Origin of the sequence: Saccharomonospora sp., from assembly GCF_027317685.1 — a bacterium.
Taxonomy (GTDB): Bacteria; Actinomycetota; Actinomycetes; order Mycobacteriales; family Pseudonocardiaceae; genus Saccharomonospora.
The window spans coordinates 1-20474 of sequence record NZ_DAHVQP010000033.1 but is presented as its reverse complement, the minus strand read 5'-3'; the positions used below and the strand labels follow the sequence as shown (position 1 = coordinate 20474).

At 68.3% G+C, this 20474-nt stretch carries 19 protein-coding genes; 9 read left to right on the top strand and 10 right to left on the bottom strand.

Going from position 1 to position 20474, the window contains the following annotated elements; translation table 11 throughout:
* The first annotated feature begins 87 nt into the window (after positions 1 to 87).
* From M7H19_RS03820 to M7H19_RS03795, 6 genes are all read left to right on the top strand, one after another.
* On the top strand, positions 88 to 393 hold the full coding sequence (locus M7H19_RS03820) for a chorismate mutase (protein ID WP_298177148.1): 306 nt from the start codon (positions 88 to 90) through the stop codon (positions 391 to 393).
* 181 nt (positions 394 to 574) lie between these two features.
* Complete coding sequence (locus M7H19_RS03815) at positions 575 to 886, top strand: hypothetical protein (protein ID WP_298177147.1); 312 nt, start codon at positions 575 to 577, stop codon at positions 884 to 886.
* A gap of 505 nt (positions 887 to 1391) precedes the next feature.
* Positions 1392 to 2339, top strand: a complete 948-nt coding sequence (locus M7H19_RS03810; protein ID WP_298177145.1) for a hypothetical protein — start codon at positions 1392 to 1394, stop codon at positions 2337 to 2339.
* Between the two features lie 190 nt (positions 2340 to 2529).
* The gene (locus tag M7H19_RS03805) at positions 2530 to 3498 is read left to right on the top strand and encodes a hypothetical protein (RefSeq protein WP_298177142.1); all 969 of its coding nucleotides are present in this window, start codon (positions 2530 to 2532) and stop codon (positions 3496 to 3498) included.
* Positions 3499 to 3665: 167 nt separating this feature from the next.
* Positions 3666 to 5396 carry a serine/threonine-protein kinase gene (locus M7H19_RS03800; RefSeq protein ID WP_298177140.1) on the top strand — a complete coding sequence of 577 codons (1731 nt, stop codon included), beginning with the start codon at positions 3666 to 3668 and terminating at the stop codon, positions 5394 to 5396.
* Positions 5397 to 5449: 53 nt separating this feature from the next.
* Positions 5450 to 6406: a serine/threonine-protein kinase gene (locus M7H19_RS03795; RefSeq protein WP_298177138.1), complete on the top strand. Its 957-nt coding sequence runs from the start codon at positions 5450 to 5452 to the stop codon at positions 6404 to 6406.
* Between the two features lie 65 nt (positions 6407 to 6471).
* On the opposite strand, the gene M7H19_RS03790 is transcribed toward M7H19_RS03795, so the two are convergent.
* Together M7H19_RS03790 and M7H19_RS03785 are read right to left on the bottom strand one after the other, a co-directional pair.
* Positions 6472 to 7149, bottom strand: a complete 678-nt coding sequence (locus tag M7H19_RS03790; RefSeq protein ID WP_298177136.1) for a response regulator transcription factor — start codon at positions 7147 to 7149, stop codon at positions 6472 to 6474.
* On the bottom strand, positions 7146 to 8600 hold the full coding sequence (locus M7H19_RS03785) for an ATP-binding protein (protein WP_298177196.1): 1455 nt from the start codon (positions 8598 to 8600) through the stop codon (positions 7146 to 7148). The genes M7H19_RS03790 and M7H19_RS03785 overlap by 4 nt, the downstream gene beginning before the upstream one ends.
* Before the next feature lie 144 nt (positions 8601 to 8744).
* Between M7H19_RS03785 and M7H19_RS03780 the strand changes: the two genes are divergently transcribed.
* Positions 8745 to 10004 carry a PspC domain-containing protein gene (locus M7H19_RS03780; protein ID WP_298177134.1) on the top strand — a complete coding sequence of 420 codons (1260 nt, stop codon included), beginning with the start codon at positions 8745 to 8747 and terminating at the stop codon, positions 10002 to 10004.
* Positions 9997 to 10221, top strand: coding sequence for a hypothetical protein (locus tag M7H19_RS03775; protein ID WP_298177132.1), 225 nt, complete (start codon positions 9997 to 9999; stop codon positions 10219 to 10221). The genes M7H19_RS03780 and M7H19_RS03775 overlap by 8 nt, the downstream gene beginning before the upstream one ends.
* A 45-nt stretch (positions 10222 to 10266) precedes the next feature.
* On the opposite strand, the gene M7H19_RS03770 is transcribed toward M7H19_RS03775, so the two are convergent.
* The 5 genes from M7H19_RS03770 to guaB form a co-directional block, all read right to left on the bottom strand.
* Positions 10267 to 11049 carry an E3 ubiquitin ligase family protein gene (locus tag M7H19_RS03770; RefSeq protein ID WP_298177131.1) on the bottom strand — a complete coding sequence of 261 codons (783 nt, stop codon included), beginning with the start codon at positions 11047 to 11049 and terminating at the stop codon, positions 10267 to 10269.
* Positions 11050 to 11077: 28 nt separating this feature from the next.
* On the bottom strand, positions 11078 to 12622 hold the full coding sequence (gene guaA / locus M7H19_RS03765; protein WP_298177129.1) for a glutamine-hydrolyzing GMP synthase: 1545 nt from the start codon (positions 12620 to 12622) through the stop codon (positions 11078 to 11080).
* 105 nt (positions 12623 to 12727) lie between these two features.
* Positions 12728 to 14443, bottom strand: coding sequence for a GMC family oxidoreductase (locus M7H19_RS03760; RefSeq protein ID WP_298177126.1), 1716 nt, complete (start codon positions 14441 to 14443; stop codon positions 12728 to 12730).
* A gap of 72 nt (positions 14444 to 14515) precedes the next feature.
* The gene (locus M7H19_RS03755; protein WP_298177124.1) at positions 14516 to 15649 is read right to left on the bottom strand and encodes a GuaB3 family IMP dehydrogenase-related protein; all 1134 of its coding nucleotides are present in this window, start codon (positions 15647 to 15649) and stop codon (positions 14516 to 14518) included.
* 130 nt (positions 15650 to 15779) lie between these two features.
* Positions 15780 to 17324: an IMP dehydrogenase gene (gene guaB, locus M7H19_RS03750; protein ID WP_298177122.1), complete on the bottom strand. Its 1545-nt coding sequence runs from the start codon at positions 17322 to 17324 to the stop codon at positions 15780 to 15782.
* Positions 17325 to 17434: 110 nt separating this feature from the next.
* Between guaB and M7H19_RS03745 the strand changes: the two genes are divergently transcribed.
* Complete coding sequence (locus tag M7H19_RS03745) at positions 17435 to 17827, top strand: DUF5319 domain-containing protein (protein WP_298177120.1); 393 nt, start codon at positions 17435 to 17437, stop codon at positions 17825 to 17827.
* A gap of 89 nt (positions 17828 to 17916) precedes the next feature.
* On the opposite strand, the gene M7H19_RS03740 is transcribed toward M7H19_RS03745, so the two are convergent.
* From M7H19_RS03740 to M7H19_RS03730, 3 genes are all read right to left on the bottom strand, one after another.
* Entirely contained in the window at positions 17917 to 18939 is a 1023-nt protein-coding gene (locus M7H19_RS03740) for an anti-sigma-D factor RsdA (protein ID WP_298177118.1), read from the bottom strand.
* Positions 18939 to 19511, bottom strand: coding sequence for a sigma-70 family RNA polymerase sigma factor (locus M7H19_RS03735; RefSeq protein WP_298177116.1), 573 nt, complete (start codon positions 19509 to 19511; stop codon positions 18939 to 18941). The genes M7H19_RS03740 and M7H19_RS03735 overlap by 1 nt, the downstream gene beginning before the upstream one ends.
* A 353-nt stretch (positions 19512 to 19864) precedes the next feature.
* Positions 19865 to 20461 (bottom strand): response regulator transcription factor, encoded by a 597-nt coding sequence (locus M7H19_RS03730; RefSeq protein WP_012795974.1) that lies wholly within the window; start codon positions 20459 to 20461, stop codon positions 19865 to 19867.
* Between the last annotated feature and the right edge of the window lie 13 nt (positions 20462 to 20474).

Below are 20474 nucleotides of genomic sequence, written 5' to 3'. Positions count from 1 at the left end.
GACCGTCACGAAAGCCCCGGAGTCCGGCGGACCCGGGGTTTTCGTCGCTTCGGGCCGACCCGGACCCACGAGTGAGAAGAGGTCAGGATGAACGCCCAGGCTCACAGCACCGACCCCGCAGGTCCCACCGGCTCCTCCGGCCCCGCCACGGCCAAGAGCATCGACGACCTCCGCAAGGAGATCGACTGGCTCGACGCCGAGATCCTGCGTTTGGTGAAACGCCGCGCCGAGGTGTCGAAGACGATCGGGCAGGCTCGGATGGCGGCGGGCGGTCCCCGCATCGTCTACAACCGCGAGATGGACGTCCTCGCGCGGTACCGGGAGCTGGGCCCCGAGGGCAGGCAGCTCGCGATGGCCCTGCTCAATCTCGGTAGGGGACGACTGGGCCGCTGAAGTCCTCGGTGCCCTCGGTCTTCGACCGGCTCTCGACGGTCCGACAGTCGGTCACCGACGTCACTCGGCCGGCACCATACACCTTTCACACCACACCGCGATGCCCCGCGGCTGCCTGCGCTATCCGATTTCAGGGTTCTCCCGGAACCGGATGACAGCAGGGTGGCTGCACACTGGTGTCATGGACATCATCAACATCATCGCCGTCGTGATCGCGATAGCGGGCCTGCTCGCCACACTCGCGCACGTCGGTTACCTGGCCATGTTGAACAGCGCGGCGAACAAGCGCGCCGGAGGCGGTCCGATCGCGGACTACGTGCGTAGCCGATGGCCCATCGCCGGAGGCAGCACAGCCGGCGCCGTGTTGGCTCTGCTGTTCACCACGGGCGGCACCGTGATGGACATCCTGGCGATCCTCATCGCCGCGGGATCCGGCGCGGTGGGGGTGAAGGCGCTGCAGTCCACCCAGGCCCGCTACCGCAGCGGCAGCTGACGGCAGCCGACGGCTACCGCCTCAGGTTCTCCGCCGGGTACCGCCCCTCAACCCGGCGGAGGCGGAGTCGCCGCTGGTTGCCCCGGTGGTCCCGGCTGCCCCCAACAGAGTGAAACACATGCCCGTAGGTGCTCTCCGACCGTCGGTGGAGGCGGAAAACTCCTACGCTGCCTGAGATGAATGTGAGGGGTGTCGCAAGCATCGAGGTCCACGGACCCGTGGAAACGGGTACGCATGTCTCTTTTCGTGAGGACACCGCTCAGGTGACACCGGCCGGTGCAACGGCTGTAGCGGAAGGAGGCGCCCACCCGGCATGAACGGCACATCCGACGCTTCCCATCGACCCGACGAACACGGCGACCCCGGATCGGATACCCGTCCCATCTCTGTCGTCCCCCGCCGGGCTGTGAGGAAGCACCGGCCTGCCCCGGGAACGTGGACTCCGTCCGTCCGTGGCGGTCATGCCGTCCACGCCCGCACCGAGCCGATACCCCCGGTGTCACAGGTGTCGGGTTCGATCGACGTGGAGTTCACCACCTCCCAGGGTGTCCTGTCCGTTCCGGGCGACGAGGTTCCGGAAGAACCCGCCATCCAGCGCACCAAGGTCACGCTGACCGCACCGCCGGACGAACCGCGCGCCCCGGCCGAGGAGGACATCCGTGTCTACGTCGCGCCTCCCGGCGGTCTCGGCAAGTTCAACCTGGGGTCCGTTCCCGCATCGGTGACACCCCCTCGTACCTGGCGCAGAGCCGCCTGGTTCTCCGGTGCGGCGTCGGGAGCCGCCGTCGTGGCGATGCTGCTGGCGGGCACCGCGCTGGTCAGCGACTCCGACGAAGACGCCCAGGCGTTGAACCGCTGGCCCGAGCACAGTGCCCCGCCGTCGGTCCTGCATGACGACGGGGGCAACGGCACGCCGCGCACAGGTGACGTCGACAGTCGGACACCGGAGCGCGACGGAACCACCGAACCGAGCGGATCGGCGACCAGTCACCCCAGGAGCGAGACCGGAACGGTCTCGGTGTCCGAAGCGGGGCGGCCGATCGACGGCACCGCGGAGGACGAGCACGACGTGGCCGCCGCACCGTCGTCGACCAGGCCCGAGAAGCCACCGGTCACACCCGCCACCACGGACGCGGCTCGCGTCGCACTGTGGGCGCCGCACGACACCGAGACCCTCGCGCAACGGTCGCAGGACTACTTCAACACCGTCACCGAGGATCCCGAGGCCGCGCATGCCATGACCACGGGTGAGCTCGCCGCCGCGGGCTCCGAGGGGATCGCCGCGAAGTACGAGGACATCGCCTATTTCGAGGTGCGTGAGGTGTACGTCGACGCCGGCAAGGGCCACACCCTCAACACGGTCGATGTGACCTACGCCGACGGCACCACCGAGCAGCAGACCCGCAAGCTCGTCTTCGGAAGCGATGATCGGATCGAGGCCGACATCGTGTGATGGCGGGCTTAGCCCGAAAGGTCTGTCCACCCGTGGATGCACGGACTTTCCGCACATTCATTTGCACGTGCGGATCTGTGAATGGCCTGAAATTACTCTGCCTGGGTGATGTCGTGCGCCGTTCGTCGTGTCCGTCGTACTGTCCACCGACAGGCGCTGGTGGCCACCCCATCGAGCGGGTTGTCTGGTCGTGGATTCCCGCACTGCAACCAGTAAGGACGCAGGCCGTAACACGAACCAGGCGAGGGCAACAGTGCACGACCGGCACCAATCCGGCCAGGAGCCCACCGTCGTCGTCGACGATCCGTCCGACGCCGGACTTCCGATCGAGAAGCTCGCGGACGACGTGCCTTTGAACGACGTCGAAACCTGTGGATGCGCCCCCGAGGCGACCGACCCCGGCGAATTCGACGAGGAACCACCCGCGGACGAACCCGAGAACGTGTTCGCCCGGCGGGCGAAGCTGATCGCCCTGTTGGTGGCCACGGCCGCGCTCGTGGCGTCGGTCGTGGTGGCCGCCACCATCGCGGGTGACAGCGACGAACCCACCGACTCCGGTGACGCCGCACCACCGGTGCGCGAACACAGGATCACGGGAGTCGCGGCTCTCGGTGGTTTCGCCGCGCCTTCCCCGTCTTCCTCGACAGATCGGGATGGCCCAGGGGAAACCGAGGGCGACATAGTTCACGCAGCCGACACATCGGAGGAATCGTCTCCCGCGACACGCCGCACCGCCGCGGCGGTGGAACCGGCCTCGGCGGCCTCTCCCGGCACCTCGACCGATCGCGACACGCCGTCCGCGACGACAAATCCGGACGTCGTCGAAGCCCGGTCGCAGGCGACCACTCCCCTCCCCGAGGACCGTGCCGAGCTGGTCCGCGACTTCTACTCGCGGGTGAGCTCGTCACCGGAGGCCGCGCTAGAATCCGTGGCAGCCGACCTCGTCGCCGACGAGCGCGAACACCTGTTGTCGGCGTGGCGGTCGATGACCGTCACGGTGGAACACGTGCACCAGGTGTCCGACGGTTCGGTGCACGTGGTCGCCACCTTGCAGCCGGTGCACGGAAAACCACTGCGCATCACGCAGATCCTGAGTTTCAGTGACGGACCGCAGCCGATCATCAACCATGCGACACTGCTGTCGATCCGAGCCCTGTAAGCTCACCGACCTTGTAAGCCCATTACCGTGGCCCTCGGTCGGGGTGTGTACGACTTCCCCGAGCGTGCCACCCGTGTATGCGCAGAGTAATCAGCCTAGTCTGTCACGGGTCGGTCTCGGTAAGCCGGCACACGAACTCCGGTATGTGCGAGCCCGAAGGAGGTCGCGTGAGCGACGAGGGTCGCCTGGTCGCCGGCCGTTACCGCATCATCAGGCGGGTCGGGACCGGGGCCATGGGCGCCGTCTGGCAGGCGCACGACGAGGTGTTGCATCGCACTGTCGCGATCAAGCAACTCCTGCTCCAGCCCGGCCTCGACGAGCATGAGGCGGAAGACGCGCGGCAGCGGACCATGCGTGAGGGACGGATCGCCGCTCGTCTGCACCACCCGAACGCGATCACCGTGTTCGACGTGGTGACGGACGACAACGGTCAACCGTGCCTGATCATGGAGTACCTGCCGTCCACGAGCCTGGCCCAGGAGCTGCAGAAGCATAAGACGCTTCCGCCCATCGAGGTGGCCAGGATCGGCGCCCAGATCGCGTCGGCGCTCAAGGAGGCGCACGCGGTCGGCATCGTCCACCGGGACATCAAGCCCGGCAACATCCTGCTCGCCGACAACGGCGTCGTGAAAATCACCGACTTCGGTATCTCGCGGGCGACGGACGACGTCACGGTCACCAAGACCGGCATGATCGCGGGAACTCCCGCCTATCTCGCTCCCGAGGTGGCGGTGGGTGGCGATCCCGGTCCCGAGTCGGACGTCTTCTCGCTCGGTTCCACCCTCTACGCCGCGTCCGAGGGGCAGCCGCCGTTCGGTTTGAGCGAGAACACGCTGGGCCTGCTGCACGCGGTGGCGGCGGGACAGATCAATCCTCCTCGCCGTTCCGGCCCGCTGACGAGCGTGCTCGCGGTGATGCTGCACCCCGACGTGAACCACCGGCCGACGGCACAGCAGTGCGAGGAGCTGTTGGCCGCCGTCGCACGTGGTGAGACACCTCTCGGCGGCCCCAGCAACGGCGCCGACGACGGACCGGACACGACCGTGCTGGGCGCGGCGGGTGCCGCCGCCGGCGGGGCGCTGGGTGGTGCGGCGGTCGCCGACGACTCAGAAGGCCACACCGGCCGCCTCGACGACGGCTACGGCGACTACGGCGACTACGAGGACTACGACGACTACGACGACTACGACGGCTACCCCGGCGACGGGTACTACGACGAGGGCCCCGCTTCCGGACGGGCGCACGACACCTACGACCGGTACGACCAGCGTCCCGGTCCGACGACCGTCGCGCCCCCGCCCACCCGGGCCATGCCCATGGGCGACGCTGGGCACGACCGCTACGACGATCGCGCCTACAACGACCACGACGACCGGTACGACGAGGCGGGCTACGAGGACCGGGACCACAAAAACCGCGACGACCGCTCGCCCTCGGTGTCCGCCGCCCCGGACCCCGAGGAGAAGAGCAACTGGAAGGTGCCCGCCATCATCGGCGCCGTGGTCGTGGCGGGCATGGCGGCGTTCGTCATGTGGGTGTTCGGCGGTTCCGGTGGCGAGGACGACACCTCCGAGTTCCCCGCCAACCAGCCCGGGGAGACCACGGAGTCGCAGACGAGCAGCACCACCACGTCGGAGACGCCCACGACGACCACCACCGAGGAGGTCGTGGAGACCACCGAGTTCGTCCCACCGAACCCGAACCCGGGTGGCCCCGTCGTCGACGACCCACTGACCACCGATCCGGGCTCGGACTCGACCACCACCGAGGACACCACCACGGACAGCACGACCACCACCACCGACACCACCGAGGAACCCACGGACACGACCGATCCGGACGACCCGCCACCGTCTACCGAGAAGCCGACCACGGAGCCCGGCGGAGGGACCTCGTGAGGAATGCCGTTCGTTGATGCGCGTTTGACCGGTATCGCAGTACAAGGGGTCGTGTGAAGGACACCGAAGGCGCTCTCGTCGGTGAGCGGTACAGGCTCGACCAACCCATCGGCCGCGGTCGTGCCGGTATCGTGTGGCTCGCCTTCGACACGATGCTGCATCGGACGGTCGCGGCCAAACGTGCCTACCTCGACCCGAATCTCGACCCCGAGCAGGCCAGGGAAACCGCACTCGCCGCGGCCAAACGCGCCATGAAGGTGGTGCACCCGAGCGCGGTCACGCTGTACGACGCGTTGCGCGAGGGCGACGACGTGTGGCTGATCATGGAGTACGTGCCGTCCCGCAACATGGCCGAGTTCCTGTACGAGTACGGCACTCTCACTCCGGAGCAAGCCGGTTATCTGGGAGCGGCGCTCGGTGCGGCCCTCGCCTCGGCTCACGGTTCGGGTGTGGTGCACGGCGCCGTGGAACCCGGCAACGTCCTGTTGGCCGACGACGGTGGGGTGAAGCTCACCGACATCGGTGTCCACGGTGGCGCGACCGATTCGGCGTACCTGGCGCCGGAGGTGAAGCGAGGTGGCGCGCCCACGACACAGTCGGACGCGTACGCGCTGGGTGCAGTGCTGTTCAGGGCTGTGGAGGGAGCTCCGCCGTTCGGCCCGGAGGGCAACGACGATCCCGTGGTCCCTACCCGTAGCGGGCCGTTGACGGCGGCGCTGGAGAAGCTGCTGCGAGCCGAGCCGGACCTGCGTCCGACGTTGGCGGACACGGTGACCGCGCTGCGGGCCGTGAGCAAAGGCAGGCAGACGGGGTTCGTGCCGCCGACGGCGCCGGCCATGCCCACCGTTCCCGTCATGCCCCGGCCCCCGAGGGTCGCACCTGCCCCCGCGGCGATGGGTCCCGCAGCGGCGTCCTCACAGACGTCCTCGTCGACCCGATTGCTTCCGTGGGTGCTCGCCGCGCTCGTGGTGGCGCTCGTCGTCATCGTCGTGGTGGTCGTCGCGCTGTAGGTGCGTTCAGCGGGCTGAACGCGCCGGTCTCGCCGCCCTATGCGGGGTCAGACCCTATGCGGGGGTCAGACGAGCCGCCGGTCCGACGCCCACCGCGACAACTCGTACCGGTTGGACAGCTGGGTCTTGCGGAGCACGCTCGACACGTGGGTCTCCACCGTTTTGACCGAGATGAACAACTCCGAGGCGATCTCCTTGTACGCGTAGCCGCGCGCGAGCAGCCGCAGGACATCACGTTCCCTCGGAGTCAGCAGGTCGAGGTCCGGGTCGTTGATCGGTTCCGAACCCGGCCGATCGGCGAACGCGTCCAACACGAACCCGGCGAGTCTCGGCGAGAACACCGCATCACCGTCGGCCACGCGGATGACCGCGCGCACCAGCTCCCGCGAGGAGATCGTCTTGGTGACGTAGCCTCGCGCGCCCGCCCGGATGACCGCGATCACGTCCTCGGCGGCGTCGGACACCGACAGCGCCAGGAACACCACGTCCGGCAGCTCGGGCCGTACCCGCCGCAGCACCTCGGCACCGCCACCATCCGGCATGTGCACGTCGAGCAGCACGACCTGCGGGCGCGTGCGTCGGATTCCCGCCACGGCCTCGGCGACCGACCCGGCTTCGCCCACCACGCGGACCTCGTCGCTCACCGATTCCAGTTCCGTGCGCGCACCCGCACGGAACAACGCGTGGTCGTCGACGAGGAAGACCGTCACCGGTTTCCGACCTTGCTGTTCGTCCGTCGTCACGTCGCCCCCTGAGCGCTCCGGTCCGCGGTCCTGCGCGGTACCTCCAACTGCACCTCGGTGCCTTCTCCCGGGGCGGTGCGTAACCGGCACCGACCGCCGTTACGCTCCATCCTGCCTCTGATCGAGTCCGCGAGACCATGCCGGTCGGCGGGAACGGCGTCCGGGTCGAAGCCTTTGCCCCGGTCCCGCACGAACACCGTCACCGACTCCGGTTCCACCTCGGCGTATACGCTGACCTCGTCGACTTCCGCGTGTTTGGCCGCGTTCACGATCGCTTCCCGCGCCGCCTGGACCAACGCCGTCAATCGGTCGTCGACCTCTACCTCACCGCCGACGACCACGTGCTGCACCGAGATGGCGAACGTGTCCTCCACCTCGCCGCACGCCTCGGCCAACGCCTCGGACAGGGTGCTCCCCCGGTTCTGCGCCCTCGACGATCCCGGCTTCCCCGGGGCCCCCGACCCGGCCCTCGGCGCTCCGTAACCCGAAGGTCCGTACAGCCACTGTCGCAGCTGCCGCTCCTGACTGCGTGCCAGTCTCGCCACCTCACGTGGCATATCGGCCTGCTTCTGGATCAACGCGAGCGTCTGGAGCACGGAGTCGTGCAGATGCGCGGCGATCTCGGCGCGTTCCTCGGTGCGGATCCTCGCGCGCCGCTCCTCGCCGAGGTCCCGCACCATCCGCACCCAGAACGGCACGGTCAGCACGGCCACCCCGATCAGCGTGGCCAACACCGCTATCAGCGCGAACTGGACCTGGTCGAAGCTGCCGCCCCGGAACACGACCACGCCGATGCCGGTGATCACGAGCGCCGCCCCGGCGACCACCCGCACGACGGCACGTACCCCACCGCCGTCGAAGAGCCCCGCGACGCCCGACCGGGCGCCGTCCCGCCAGCGGCTGCGCTGCGACTCATCGGCCTCGCGCCACACGACGGCCGCACCGACGAGCGCGGCGGCGAGCGGAATCCCCACCCAACCACCGAGCACACCGGTGAGCGCGCCCCCGGCGAACGTCAGCCCGATACCGAGCGCGATCAGGCCGTATGCCTGCTGCCGTTCCTTCGCCGACTCGGGAACGGCCGCCTCGTCCTCCGACTGCTGGGGCACGAACACCCACAGCATCCCGTAGGCGACCAGTCCCATCCCGCCGAAAGCCGCGAGCACCGCGAACGTCGCCCGCACCCACAACACGTTGACGCCGAGGTGGTCGGCGAGCCCTCCGGCCACACCCGCGAGCGCGCGGCCCGTGCGACGGCGGTACATCTTCGGTGGGCCGTCGGCCTCCCCCACCTCGGAATCCGAGGGCCGCGACGACTCCGAGGCAAGGTCCGCCCCCGAGCCGACCCCGGCCCCCGCTTCCCGGGAGTCCGAGTCGGGGAACGCGTCGGCGGACTCGGGTGACACGGTCTTCGTCCGAGGCTCGTGCTCGCCCGTCATCCGCTCCTCCACATCCGCCATCGTCACATGACCTCGGTCGTCACTTCATCGGGGAAACCCCTGAGCCGACCCGGACACCGCGGTTCTCCGCCGACATCGAGGTTCAGGGTTCCTCCCCGATGTGTGGTCTGCTGGTCGTGACGCATGCTGTTCGGCATGAACACCACAACGAGCGCCTCGAGGCAGCTGGAGGGCTTCGAGGACACGGTGAAGGACTTCTGGGCCTCACGTCCCAGACGCCCTGGTCACGGCCGCAAACTGGCGGGCGTGGCAGCCGGTGTCGGCAACCGGTACGGCATCGACCCGGCCGTCATCCGGGTGTTGTTCGTCGTTTTGACGGTGTTCAGCGGCATCGGGCTTCCGCTCTACCTGCTGGGCTGGCTGGTCTTCGCCGAGGAGGGCGACGAAGTGTCGGGGGTGGAAAGCCTTTTCGGGAAGGGCCACAGCTCGATGTCCAAGGGGCTCGCGCTGGTTCTGTGCGTGGCTCTGGTTCCACTGTCAGGGTGGGCGTTCGCGGGAAGTTGGATCGACGGGGGTGCCTTCGTCGGGGGGGCACTCGTCGTGGCGGGCCTGTACCTGCTGCACCGCAACAGGGGGCAGTTCCGCCGCCCGGTTCCCACCGGGCCCTCGACCGCGTACAGCGCGACCGCAGGAACCAGCGGCGATACGGGCGCGTGGGGACCACCCGTGTCGCAGGCACCGCCCACGTGGGACGCGCTCGGGGCGGACCCACTGGGTTGGCGGTTGCCCGCCCCCGTGACACCCGCTCCGCCGTCGCAGCCGTCCACGTCACCCACATCGCCTCGCCGCAATTCCAAGGTCGGTCTTGCGACGGTCGGGGTGGCGCTGGCCGTCGGCGGGGCGGGAACGGCGCTCGCCGTCGCGGACGTGCCCTGGTTCACTCCGGTGCACGTGATCGGTCTGGTGCTCGCGGTGCTCGCCGCCGGAATGGTGGTCGGCTCGTTCCTCGGGGGAGGACGGGGGCTGCTGTGGCTGGCCGTTCCGCTGTCGCTGGCGGGTCTCGCGGCGGGCGCCGTCCCGGTCGAGTACGTCGGCGGTGGAATCGGTGAGCTGACCGCCAAACCGACGTCGGCGGAGCAGGTGGAACCTGTCTACGAACGCACGATGGGTCAGATCAACCTCGATCTGACCGGGCTTACCGCCGACTCCGATCCGGTGGAGACGACCGTGCGCACCGGCGTGGGCAGCGTCATCGTGCTCGTTCCGGAGAACGCCGACGTCACGTACCGCTGCGAGACCACGCTCGGCAGCATGTCCTGCTTCGACCACGAGCATTCCGGCATCGACACTCCCGAGATCACCGGCGTCCACAACGGTGCCGACGGTGTGGGTGGCCCCAAGGTCACGGTGACCGCGGAAACGGGCGCGGGGAACGTGGAGGTACTTCGTGAGTGACCACAACGACCCCCAGAGCCGGAAGCCGCAGCGCACCACCGACGTGGTCACGCTGCTGGCCGGGATCGCCACGCTACTCGTGTCGACCTACCTCCTCACCGACGCCGACGTGTGGCTTTCGCACGTCGACCTGCGGTGGGTGCTGGCAGGCGCCGCGGTCGCCGTCGGGCTGCTGATGCTGGTGGTGTCGATGCGACCGCGCAAGGACGGAAGCTGACCTCGAACCGAGAACCGCCGAGAACCACCGGCCGATCCGGGTTCGTCAGCTGAACAGGCCCGCCACGAGGAACACCAGTCCGAGCCCGAAGCTTGCGATCACCGTGATGGCCAGCAGCTTGTGCCGCTTCACCCGGCTTTCCCGCAGTTCCTCCTCGGTCCGCGTGGAGATGATGAAGTGTCCGTCCTGCGACGGTTTACCGATCACGAGCGGACCGATGCGGTCGTGCACCTCGCCGAGGATGTAGAGGCGCTGGCCCGGCCGGATGACCCACTCCTTGTAGTCGTATCCGATCGTGCTGTCGCCTCGGCCGAGCATCGCGGGCAGCTTGAAGCCGAACAACTCGACGCCGCCGGAGTTACCGCGGTGGGGTTCGAACCGACTCACCGTCTGCTCGACACCGTCGGGGTTGGTGCCGTTCGGGTCGACACCGATGGTGCGGCCCGCTTCGTCGATCACCGCATAGCCCTGGCTGGAGGTGTGCTCGGCGACCCGCTCGGTGCGCTTGCGGCGGTAACGCTTGCCGTCGCGGTATTCGATGACCTCGTACTGTCTATCGATTCGGTAGCGGTACCACACACACTCGGTCTTGGACAGCTCCGCCGTCAACGGTCCCTGGGGGCTGGGGTGCGCGGCACCCACGACCTCCGCCGTCTTCCGGAAGGAGCCCTTGCCGCCCACCTCGTCGGACGCCCGCCGATACTCCTCCAGCTGCGGAATCGACAGCGTTTCCGTGCCGATCATGGCGTGGAGTTCGCTGCGTGTGTGCTTCATGTAGAAGAAGGCGGCCACCGCGACGACAAGCAACACCGCGCCTACGATCCACACCGCTATCCACCCCCGGGACGAGTTACGGTCACTCCCACTCGATCGTGCCGGGCGGCTTGCTGGTCACGTCCAACACAACCCGGTTCACCTCGGCCACCTCGTTGGTGATCCGGGTGGAGATCCGTTCGAGCACGTCGTAGGGTAACCGAGCCCAATCGGCGGTCATGGCGTCTTCGCTGGAAACTGGGCGCAATACCACAGGGTGCCCGTACGTGCGGCTGTCGCCCTGCACGCCGACGCTGCGAACGTCGGCGAGGAGCACGACGGGGCACTGCCAGATGTCCGAGTCCAGTTCGGCGGCGCTCATCTCCTCGCGCGCGATGGCATCCGCCGCGCGGAGGGTCTCCAGCCGCTCGGCGGTCACCGCGCCGATGATACGGATGGCCAGGCCCGGGCCGGGGAACGGCTGCCGGTGCACGATCGTCTCGGGCAGGCCGAGTTCCAGTCCCACCCGGCGCACCTGGTCCTTGAACAGCTTCCGCAGCGGTTCCACCAGCGTGAACTGGAGGTCGTCGGGCAGGCCGCCCACGTTGTGGTGGCTTTTGATGTTGGACGTGCCCGCGCCGCCGCCGGACTCCACCACGTCGGGATACAACGTGCCCTGCACGAGGAACTCGACGTCGCCCTTGGCCTTGACATCACGTGCGGCCTGTTCGAAGACGCGGATGAACTCCCGGCCGATGATCTTGCGTTTCTGTTCGGGGTCGGTGACACCGGACAGCGCCGAAAGGAACCGTTGGCTCGCGTCCACCGTGACCAGCTTCACCCCGGTGGCGGCCACGAAGTCACGTTCCACCTGCTCGCGTTCCCCGGCCCGCAACAGGCCGTGATCCACGAACACACAGGTGAGGCGATCGCCGATGGCGCGCTGCACAAGCGCCGCGGCCACCGCTGAGTCCACGCCACCGGACAGGCCGCAGATGGCGTGCCCGTCACCGATCCGAGCGCGGATCCGCTCCACCTGGTCGTCCACGATCGACGCCGTGGTCCAGTTCGGCCGCACACCCGCGATGTCGTGCAGGAACCGCCGCAGCACCTCCTGCCCGTGGGGCGAGTGCGCCACCTCCGGGTGGTACTGCACTCCGGCGAGTCGGCGTTCGACGTTCTCGAACCCGGCCACCGGCGCGCTGTCACTCCTCGCCGTGACCTCGAACCCCTCGGGTGCCTCCGTCACGCAGTCGCCGTGGCTCATCCACACCGGGTGCCGCGCGGGCAGCCCCTCGTGCAGAGCTCCTCCCGTGACGCCGAGCTCGGTACGTCCGAACTCACGGGTGCCCGTGTGTTCCACCGTGCCGCCGAGTGCCTTCGCCATCGCCTGGAAGCCGTAGCAGATGCCGAACACCGGTACTCCGGCTTCGAACAGCGCCGGGTCCACCCCGGGCGCGCCGTCGGCGTACACACTCGCCGGACCGCCCGACAGGATGATGGCGGCCGGGTCGCGCTCGAGGATCTCGTTCACGGGCGTCGTGTGGGGCACGACCTCCGAGTACACCTGCGCCTCACGCACCCTGCGGGCGATGAGCTGCGCGTACTGTGCGCCGTAGTCCACCACGAGCACGGGACCGTCTGCCACTGTCGGACCTCCTGGCAGTAAGAAACTGGCCCCTTCATCGTCGCAGGCGAGCTTCTCGGCGTTGTTCGCAGGTCGCCGGTTACGGACAGCGGCCGGGTGAGGACATCACCAAGTAGGCGTGATCGGTAACCGCAGCGCGCCCGGCGCATCCGCGGGCACCACCGGATTCTTCGGGGCGACGGGAGCGATCCGCTTATAGCCCTCGTGCTGCTCGGGCCGCGGGTCGGCCTCGCCCTTGTTCGGCCAGAACGAGAACGCGCGCTCGGCCTGCGCCGTGATGGTCAACGACGGGTTCACCCCGAGGTTGGCCGTGATGGCGGCACCGTCCACGACGTGCAGGTTCGGGTAGTTGAACACCCGGTGGTACGGGTCGATGACCCCGTTGTCGGGGTCGGTGCCGATGGGCGCCCCTCCGATGAAATGCGCCGTCAGCGGAATGTTGAAGATCTCGCCCCAGGTTCCGCCCGCGACCCCGTCGATGTGTTCGGCCGTGAGCTGGTTCGCCTCGTGACCAGCGGGAATGAAAGTCGGGTTGGGCTTTCCGTGGCCCTGTTTCGACGTGTACTTGCGGCGCCCGAACCAGCCGCGCTTGGTGTAGGTGGTGATGGAGTTGTCCAAACTCTGCATCACCAACAGGATCACTGTGCGCTCGCTCCAGCGGTAGCCGTTCAGTAACTTGAGCGTCTGGATCGGGTGCTTGCACACGAACCGCAGTGCCTGCTTCCAACGCGGCACCTCCGACGAGCCGTCGGTGGCGATCGTCTGCAGCAGACTCATGGCGTTGCTGCCCTTGCCGTAACGCACGGGCTCGATGTGGGTGTTCTCGTCGGGGTGGATCGACGAGGTGATGGCCACCCCGCGGCTGTAGTCGTTCTCCGGGTCGACAGTGGGACGCCCCGCGCCGATGATGGCCTCGGAGTTCGTGCGCGTCAGCTCCCCGAGCCGCGCGGACAGACGCGGTAGTGCCCCCTTGTCGCGCATGTCGTGCAGCAGTCGCTGCGTGCCCCACGTGCCCGCGGCGAACACCACGTGCCCCGCGGTGAGTGTGTGCCGGAACCGTCGCGAGGAGGTGCCGGTCTTGCGGATGTCCACTTCGAACGTGCCGTCTCCCCGGGGGCGCACGGCCGTCGCCGTGGTCAGCGGGATGACCTTGGCACCGTTGCGCTCCGCGAGGTACAGATAGTTCTTCACCAGCGTGTTCTTCGCGCCGACACGGCACCCGGTCATGCAGGAGCCGCATTCGGTGCACCCCGTCCGATCGGGTCCGGCACCCCCGAAGTAGGGGTCCGACACCGTACGACCGGGCTTTCCGAAGTACACACCGACCGGCGTCGGGTGGTAGCTGTCCTCCACCCCCATGTCGGCGGCGACCTTGCGCATCACCTTGTCCGCCGGCGTCACCGTGGGGTTGGTGACCACGCCGAGCATGCGGGAGGCCTGGTCGTAGTGCGGGGCGAGCTCGTCCTCCCAGTCGGTGATGTGCGCCCACTGCCGGTCGGTGTAGAACGGCTTCAGCGGCCGGTACAGCGTGTTCGCGTAGACGAGCGAGCCCCCGCCGACGCCCGCTCCCGCCAGCACCATGACGTCCTTGAGCAGGTGGACGCGCTGGATGCCGAAGCAGCCGAGACTCGGCGCCCACAGGTAGCGGCGCAGATCCCAGGAGGTCTTGGCGAATTCGTCGTCGGCGAACCGGCGACCGGCCTCGACGACGGCGACGCGATACCCCTTCTCGGTCAATCGCAGAGCGGCGACACTGCCGCCGAAGCCCGAACCGACGACTACGACGTCGTAGTCCACAGAGTAGGTGTTACGCCCAGTCACAGGTAAGAGCGTAGACCGGGCGGACCTTCCTGACCAGAGTAAGTTATCGCCCGGTTGCCCTGGGTCGCGTGCTCAGGCGCGCACGGTCAGCTCGACCCGCTGGAACTCCTTCAAATCGGAGTAGCCCGTCTTGGCCATCGCACGACGGAGAGCGCCGAAGAGGTTCACCACGCCCTCCGGATCGGACGACGGACCGTGCAGTAGAGTCTTGAGATCCACGTCACTGTTCGGCCCCGGTGCCACGCGCGAACGCGGCAACGACGGGTGCGCGGCGGCCGCCGTCCAGTACAGCCCCTTGCCCGGCGCCTCGCGCGTCGCCGCGAGCGGGGCACCCAACATCACGGCGTCCGCTCCGCACGCGACGGCCTTGGCGATGTCACCACTGCGCGTCACACCACCGTCGGCGAGCACGTGCACATACCGCCCACCCGTCTCGTCCAGGTAGTCACGGCGCGCGGCGGCAGCGTCGATGACGGCGGTCGCCATCGGCACCCCGATTCCGAGCACCCGATCCGTGCTCGTCACCCCCGGCGCGTGTCCGTGACCGACGATCACCCCGGCCGCGCCGGTGCGCATCAGGTGCATGGCCGTGCGGTAGTCGCTGACCCCACCGGCGATCACGGGAACGTCCAGCTCGGAGATGAACTCCTTGAGGTTCAGCGGGTCGTCATCGCGGGCCACGTGCTCCGCGGACACAATCGTGCCCTGCACCATCAGCACCTCGACGCCCGCGCTCAACAGTGTCGGCGTCAACTCGGCGGCGTGCTGCGGACTGACCCGCGCCGCCACCGTCACCCCCGAGTCACGCACCGTGCGGATGGCCTCGGTCAACAGTTCCGGCTGAATCGGCGCCGAATGCAATTCCTGCAGCAACGCGCCGAGCTCGGCCCAGTCGGCACCCTTACGCGCCAGGTCCACCACCCGTGCCAGCGCCTGCTCCGCATCGGCGTGCCGGGCCCACAGGCCCTCGGCGTTGAGCACACCGAGACCGCCGAGCTTGCCGATCGACACCGCCGTGTCGGGCGACACCACGGCATCGGTCGGGTGGGTCACCAGCGGCAGGTCGAACCGGTAGGCATCGATCTGCCAAGAGGTGGACACGACCTTCGACGAGCGCGTACGCCGTGACGGCACGATGTCGATGTCGTCGAAGTCGTAAGCCCGTCGTGCCGTCCGGCCCATGCCGATCTCGACCAGATCCCGCACGTGAAGTCCCTTCTGTTCCCGACCAGCGAGGTCGCCGTAAGAGGTCGTCGAAAAATGTGAGTCACGAAAGCGGTGGGAGTCACCGACCGCTCACAAAACACCGTGCCGGCGCGAAGCGGTCCGCACCGAGCTACCTGGTGGTGTAGTTGGGGGACTCCACGGTCATCGTGACGTCGTGAGGGTGGCTCTCCTTCAGCCCCGCGGCGGTGATCCGCACGAGCTGGGCTTTCTGCAGCTCCGCGATGGTGGACGCACCCGCGTACCCCATCCCCGAGCGCAGACCGCCGACGAGCTGGTGCACCACCCCGGCCAACGGGCCACGGAACGGGATCCGGCCCTCGATCCCCTCGGGCACGAGCTTGTCCTCGGAGAGCACGTCGTCCTGGGCGTAACGGTCCTTGGAGTACGACCGCCTACCACCGCGCGACTGCATCGCACCGAGCGAACCCATGCCGCGATAGGTCTTGTACTGTTTGCCGTTGACGAGGATCAGCTCACCGGGCGCCTCTTCCGTACCGGCCAGCAGGCTGCCCAGCATCACCGACGACGCACCCGCCGCGATGGCCTTGGCGATGTCACCGGAGTACTGGATGCCGCCGTCCCCGATCACGGGCACACCGGCGGGGCGACACACCTTGTCCGCCTCGTAGATGGCGGAGATCTGCGGAACACCGACACCCGCCACCACGCGCGTGGTGCAGATGGAGCCCGGCCCCACACCGACCTTGACCGCGTCGGCACCCGCGTCCACGAGCGCCTGCGCGCCCGCCCGCGTGGCGACGTTGCCGCCCACGACGTCGACGGTGTCACCGAGTTCCTTCTTCAACCTGGAGACCGTCTCCACGACCGCCCGCGAATGCCCGTGCGCCGTGTCGACCATGAGCACGTCGACACCCGCGTCGACCAGGGCCATCGCCCGCTGGTGCCCGTCCTCGCCCACGCCCACGGCCGCGCCGACGAGGAGACGGCCATCCGAGTCCTTGGACGCGAGGGGGTACTGCTCGGTCTTGGCGAAGTCCTTCACCGTGATGAGGCCGCGGAGCTTGCCGTCACCGTCCACGATCGGCAGCTTCTCGACCTTGTGGCGACGCAGCAGACCCAACGCCGCGTCGGCGGTGACGCCCACCTGCGCCGTCACCAGCGGCGCCTTGGTCATCACCTCGCTCACGGGCTTGCTGTAGTCGACCTCGAACCGCATGTCACGGTTGGTGATGATGCCCACGAGCGTTCCCGAGGCGTCGGTCACCGGCACACCCGAGATACGGAACCGCGCGCACAGCTCGTCCACCTCGGCCAGCGTGTCGTCCGGGGAACACGTGACCGGATCGGTCACCATCCCCGACTCCGACCGCTTCACGATCTCCACAGCCTGTGCCTGCGTCTCGATCGGCAGGTTCCGTTGCAACACGCCGAGCCCACCCTGCCGGGCCATGGCGATGGCCATACGCGCCTCGGTCACGGTGTCCATCGCGGCGGACACCAGCGGAATGTTCAACCGGACGTTGCGCGTCAGATTCGTGCTCGTGTCCACGCCACTCGGGATCACGTCCGACTCGGCGGGCAACAGCAGCACGTCGTCGAACGTCAGACCCAGCATCGCGAACTTTTCCGGGGCACCGCCGGCCTCGCCCTGTTCTGAGGGCGCCAGACCTGTGTACACGGTGTCACTCATCATAGGTGGGGCTGACCTTCCTCGGCGGGATTGAACCGTTCAGACGGATATGCGGACCTGTTAGCGATGGTATCTGGACGCACCCCGGGGATGGCCCGGTACCGTGCTGGATCGTGCCACACGAAGTGTTGCCCCCGGATCCGTTCGCTGACGACCCGAACGACCCCGCGAAGGAGTTCGCGGCCCTCGACGAGCCCCCGGCGGAGCCGCTGAGTCCGGAAGAGCGGTCCGAACTGCTCACGGACTTGTCGGACCTCACCGTCTACCAGGCGTTGCTGGAGCCACGTGGCATCCGAGGCATCGTCGTGGACTGTATGGAATGTGAGCAGCCGCATTATCACGATTGGCATCTGCTCCGCGCCAGCCTCGAACAACTGTTGGCAGACGGACAAATGCGTCCACACGAGCCGGCCTACGACCCCAACCCCGCGTTCTACGTCACGTGGGAGTACTGCCGAGGGTTCGCGGACGGCATCACCGCCACCGAGAACGAGAACGCTCGGTAACCAGCACCAGCCAGCACACCGACATTCCGATACATGAAAACGCCCTCCTCTCGAGGAGGGCGTTTTCGTATTTCTCCTCGACCGATCCCTCAGCCGGTCGAATCGGACGTGGTGCTCGACGTGTCGGACCGGCTGTCCGACTCCTCGGTCGGGCTCTCCTCGGGCGTCGTGGTCGGCGTCGTTGGTTCCGTCGACGGCGTCGAGGGCTCCGTGGTGGGGATCGACGACGTCTCGTCCAGCTCCGGCGGCACGTCGTCCTGCGAGGACTCCTCCGGCGTGTCCGTCGTCGTGGACGTCCGCGATTCCTGCGAGCTCGACGAGGTATCGGACGACGAGGCGGGCGGCGCGTGCTCCGGCTGCTCCGCCTGGCCCGGCTGGTCGAGCTGCGCCAGCAACTCCATGTGCCGGGCCCGCAGCCGTGCCAGCTCGTCCTCTCCCGTCACCTTCTCCAGCGCGGCCTCGGCTTCCTCCAGCGCGCGGCGGGCATCTCCGTAGCGCTCCTGCGCTATAGCGAGGTCCGCGGCGTCGAGGTCGGTACGCACCGACGCCGCTGCCTCCACCGACCGCGCGTGGTCGGAGTACAGGACCTTGCTCAGGCCCCACAACGTGTCACCGGGCTCGGCGCCGCGGGCGGCCAGAGCGGTTCCGGTGAAGCCGATGGCCAGCACGGCGGCCGCGGCGGCGACGGGCACGAGCATGCGCCGACGCCGTCCACGCCCCCTCGCGTTGCGTGCCATGACCGCGGTCTTCACGGTCGTCACGGCCGACTGCGTGTCCACGAGCTCGGGGATGGCCTCGCTGTCCACGTCGCGACGCCACGCCAGCAACAACGCGCTGAGTTCCTGATCCCCCAGTTCGTCGCCGACCTTGGAGTCGGCGGCACCGAGCGCGTCGAGCAGGGCGTCGTCCGCCTGGATCGCAGACAGGTCCATCATCTCGGCGTCCTCCCCCGCGGAGGAGGACTGAGCGCAGTGGCTCGTATCGGCCGAATCAGCCGATTCAGTCGGTTCAGCCGATTTGGCTGATTCGGCTGACCCCTTGTCGGCCCCCGGACCGTCGATGCCGAATTCGGTTTCGTGGTTGTCGCCGCTTACACCGTCGCGTTCCGTCATCAGACCACCTCCTCAGCGGCCAGCGCCTTGCGCAGCCGCGCGAGGGCGCGATGCTGGGCGACCCTCACCGCCCCGGGCGTCGATCCGACAGCTTCCGCGGTCTCCTCGGCGGATAGACCGACCACCACTCGCAACACCACGATCTCGCGTTGTTTCTCCGGCAGTACCTGCAACAACTGCGACATCCGTTCGTTCAACTCGCCCCGCAGAGCACGCTGCTCCGGGCCGATGTCACCTTCGATGTCGTCCGGTACCTCGGCGACCGGCTCCGCGCGGTTGCGGGATGCCGCCCGGTGCGCGTCGGCGACCTTGTGCTGGGCGATCCCGTAGACGAAAGCCAGGAAGGGGCGACCCTGGTCACGGTACGAAGGCAACGCCGTGAGCACCGCGAGACACACCTCCTGGGCTACGTCGTCCGCCGACGTGAACGAACGTTCCTGCCTGCCAACCCTGGCGCGGCAGTACCGCACCACAAGGGGACGGATAGCGGCCAGCAGCCGTTCGACTGCCTGAGGATCACCCTCGACAGCGGCGGCGACCGACTCGTCCAGCCCATCCCCCACGTTGGTCATCGCAGACAACAGCCCCGGTGTTACGTCTAGGCGTGCAAAAACAACGGCGCGCGACTGTCGAGACGATCGCCCTCACGCCGGTGACACCTACCGTACCTGCCGGTACCCCCTGATTTCGTCGCTGGTCGCCCTGCGGGCGTTTCCGCCACGCAGCCTGCGGCGAGAAACCCTACCGCACCGGCCACCCCTTCGATGATCATCACCTCGGTGACCGCCGGTTCCGTGGCGGCAGTGCGCTGAACGGAAACGGACTTTCGGGTCGGTCGATACACAATGCAACACGCCACACCGGAACAACCGGCGTGGCGTGTTCGGGGACCGGGGACGCGAGGGTTCGAGTCGGGTCCGCTCATTCAGGCGACGAGACCGCGTCGGAAACCGTGGGCGACAGCCTGGGCACGGTCTCGCACGCCGAGCTTGCGGAACAGTCGACGGGCGTGGGTCTTCACCGTGTCCTCGGACAGATACAGCTCACGGCCGATCTGACCGTTGCTCTTGCCCTGGCTCATCCCACGCAGCACCTGGAGTTCCCGCTCGGTGAGCTGGACTCCGGGATCGGACGGTTGCCTAGGCGCCGGTACGGACGTGCTGGCGAGTGTGTGTGCGAGCGCGGCGACGAGTTCCGGGCGAGAGGCGTCCCACCTCAAGTAGCCCCGAGCTCCACCGGCGATGGCCGCGGCGATGCTGCCCGCGTCGTCAGGGGCGCCGAACACGATCACGTTCGCCTGCGGGTTGGCCGACACCAGACGCCGAGTGGCCTCCACGCCGGTCGGCACGGCACGCTGCGTACCCACGAGCACGACATCGACCGGCTGCCTGGAGTACCGGGCAAGCAACTCGTCACCGTGCGCTACGCAGTCGATGCGACTGACGCCGGGAACAGCGGACATCACGCGGGTAAGCCCTTCGCGAACACTGCGTCGGTCGTCGCAGATCAAGACCGTCGTCACAGGGGTTCCTTCC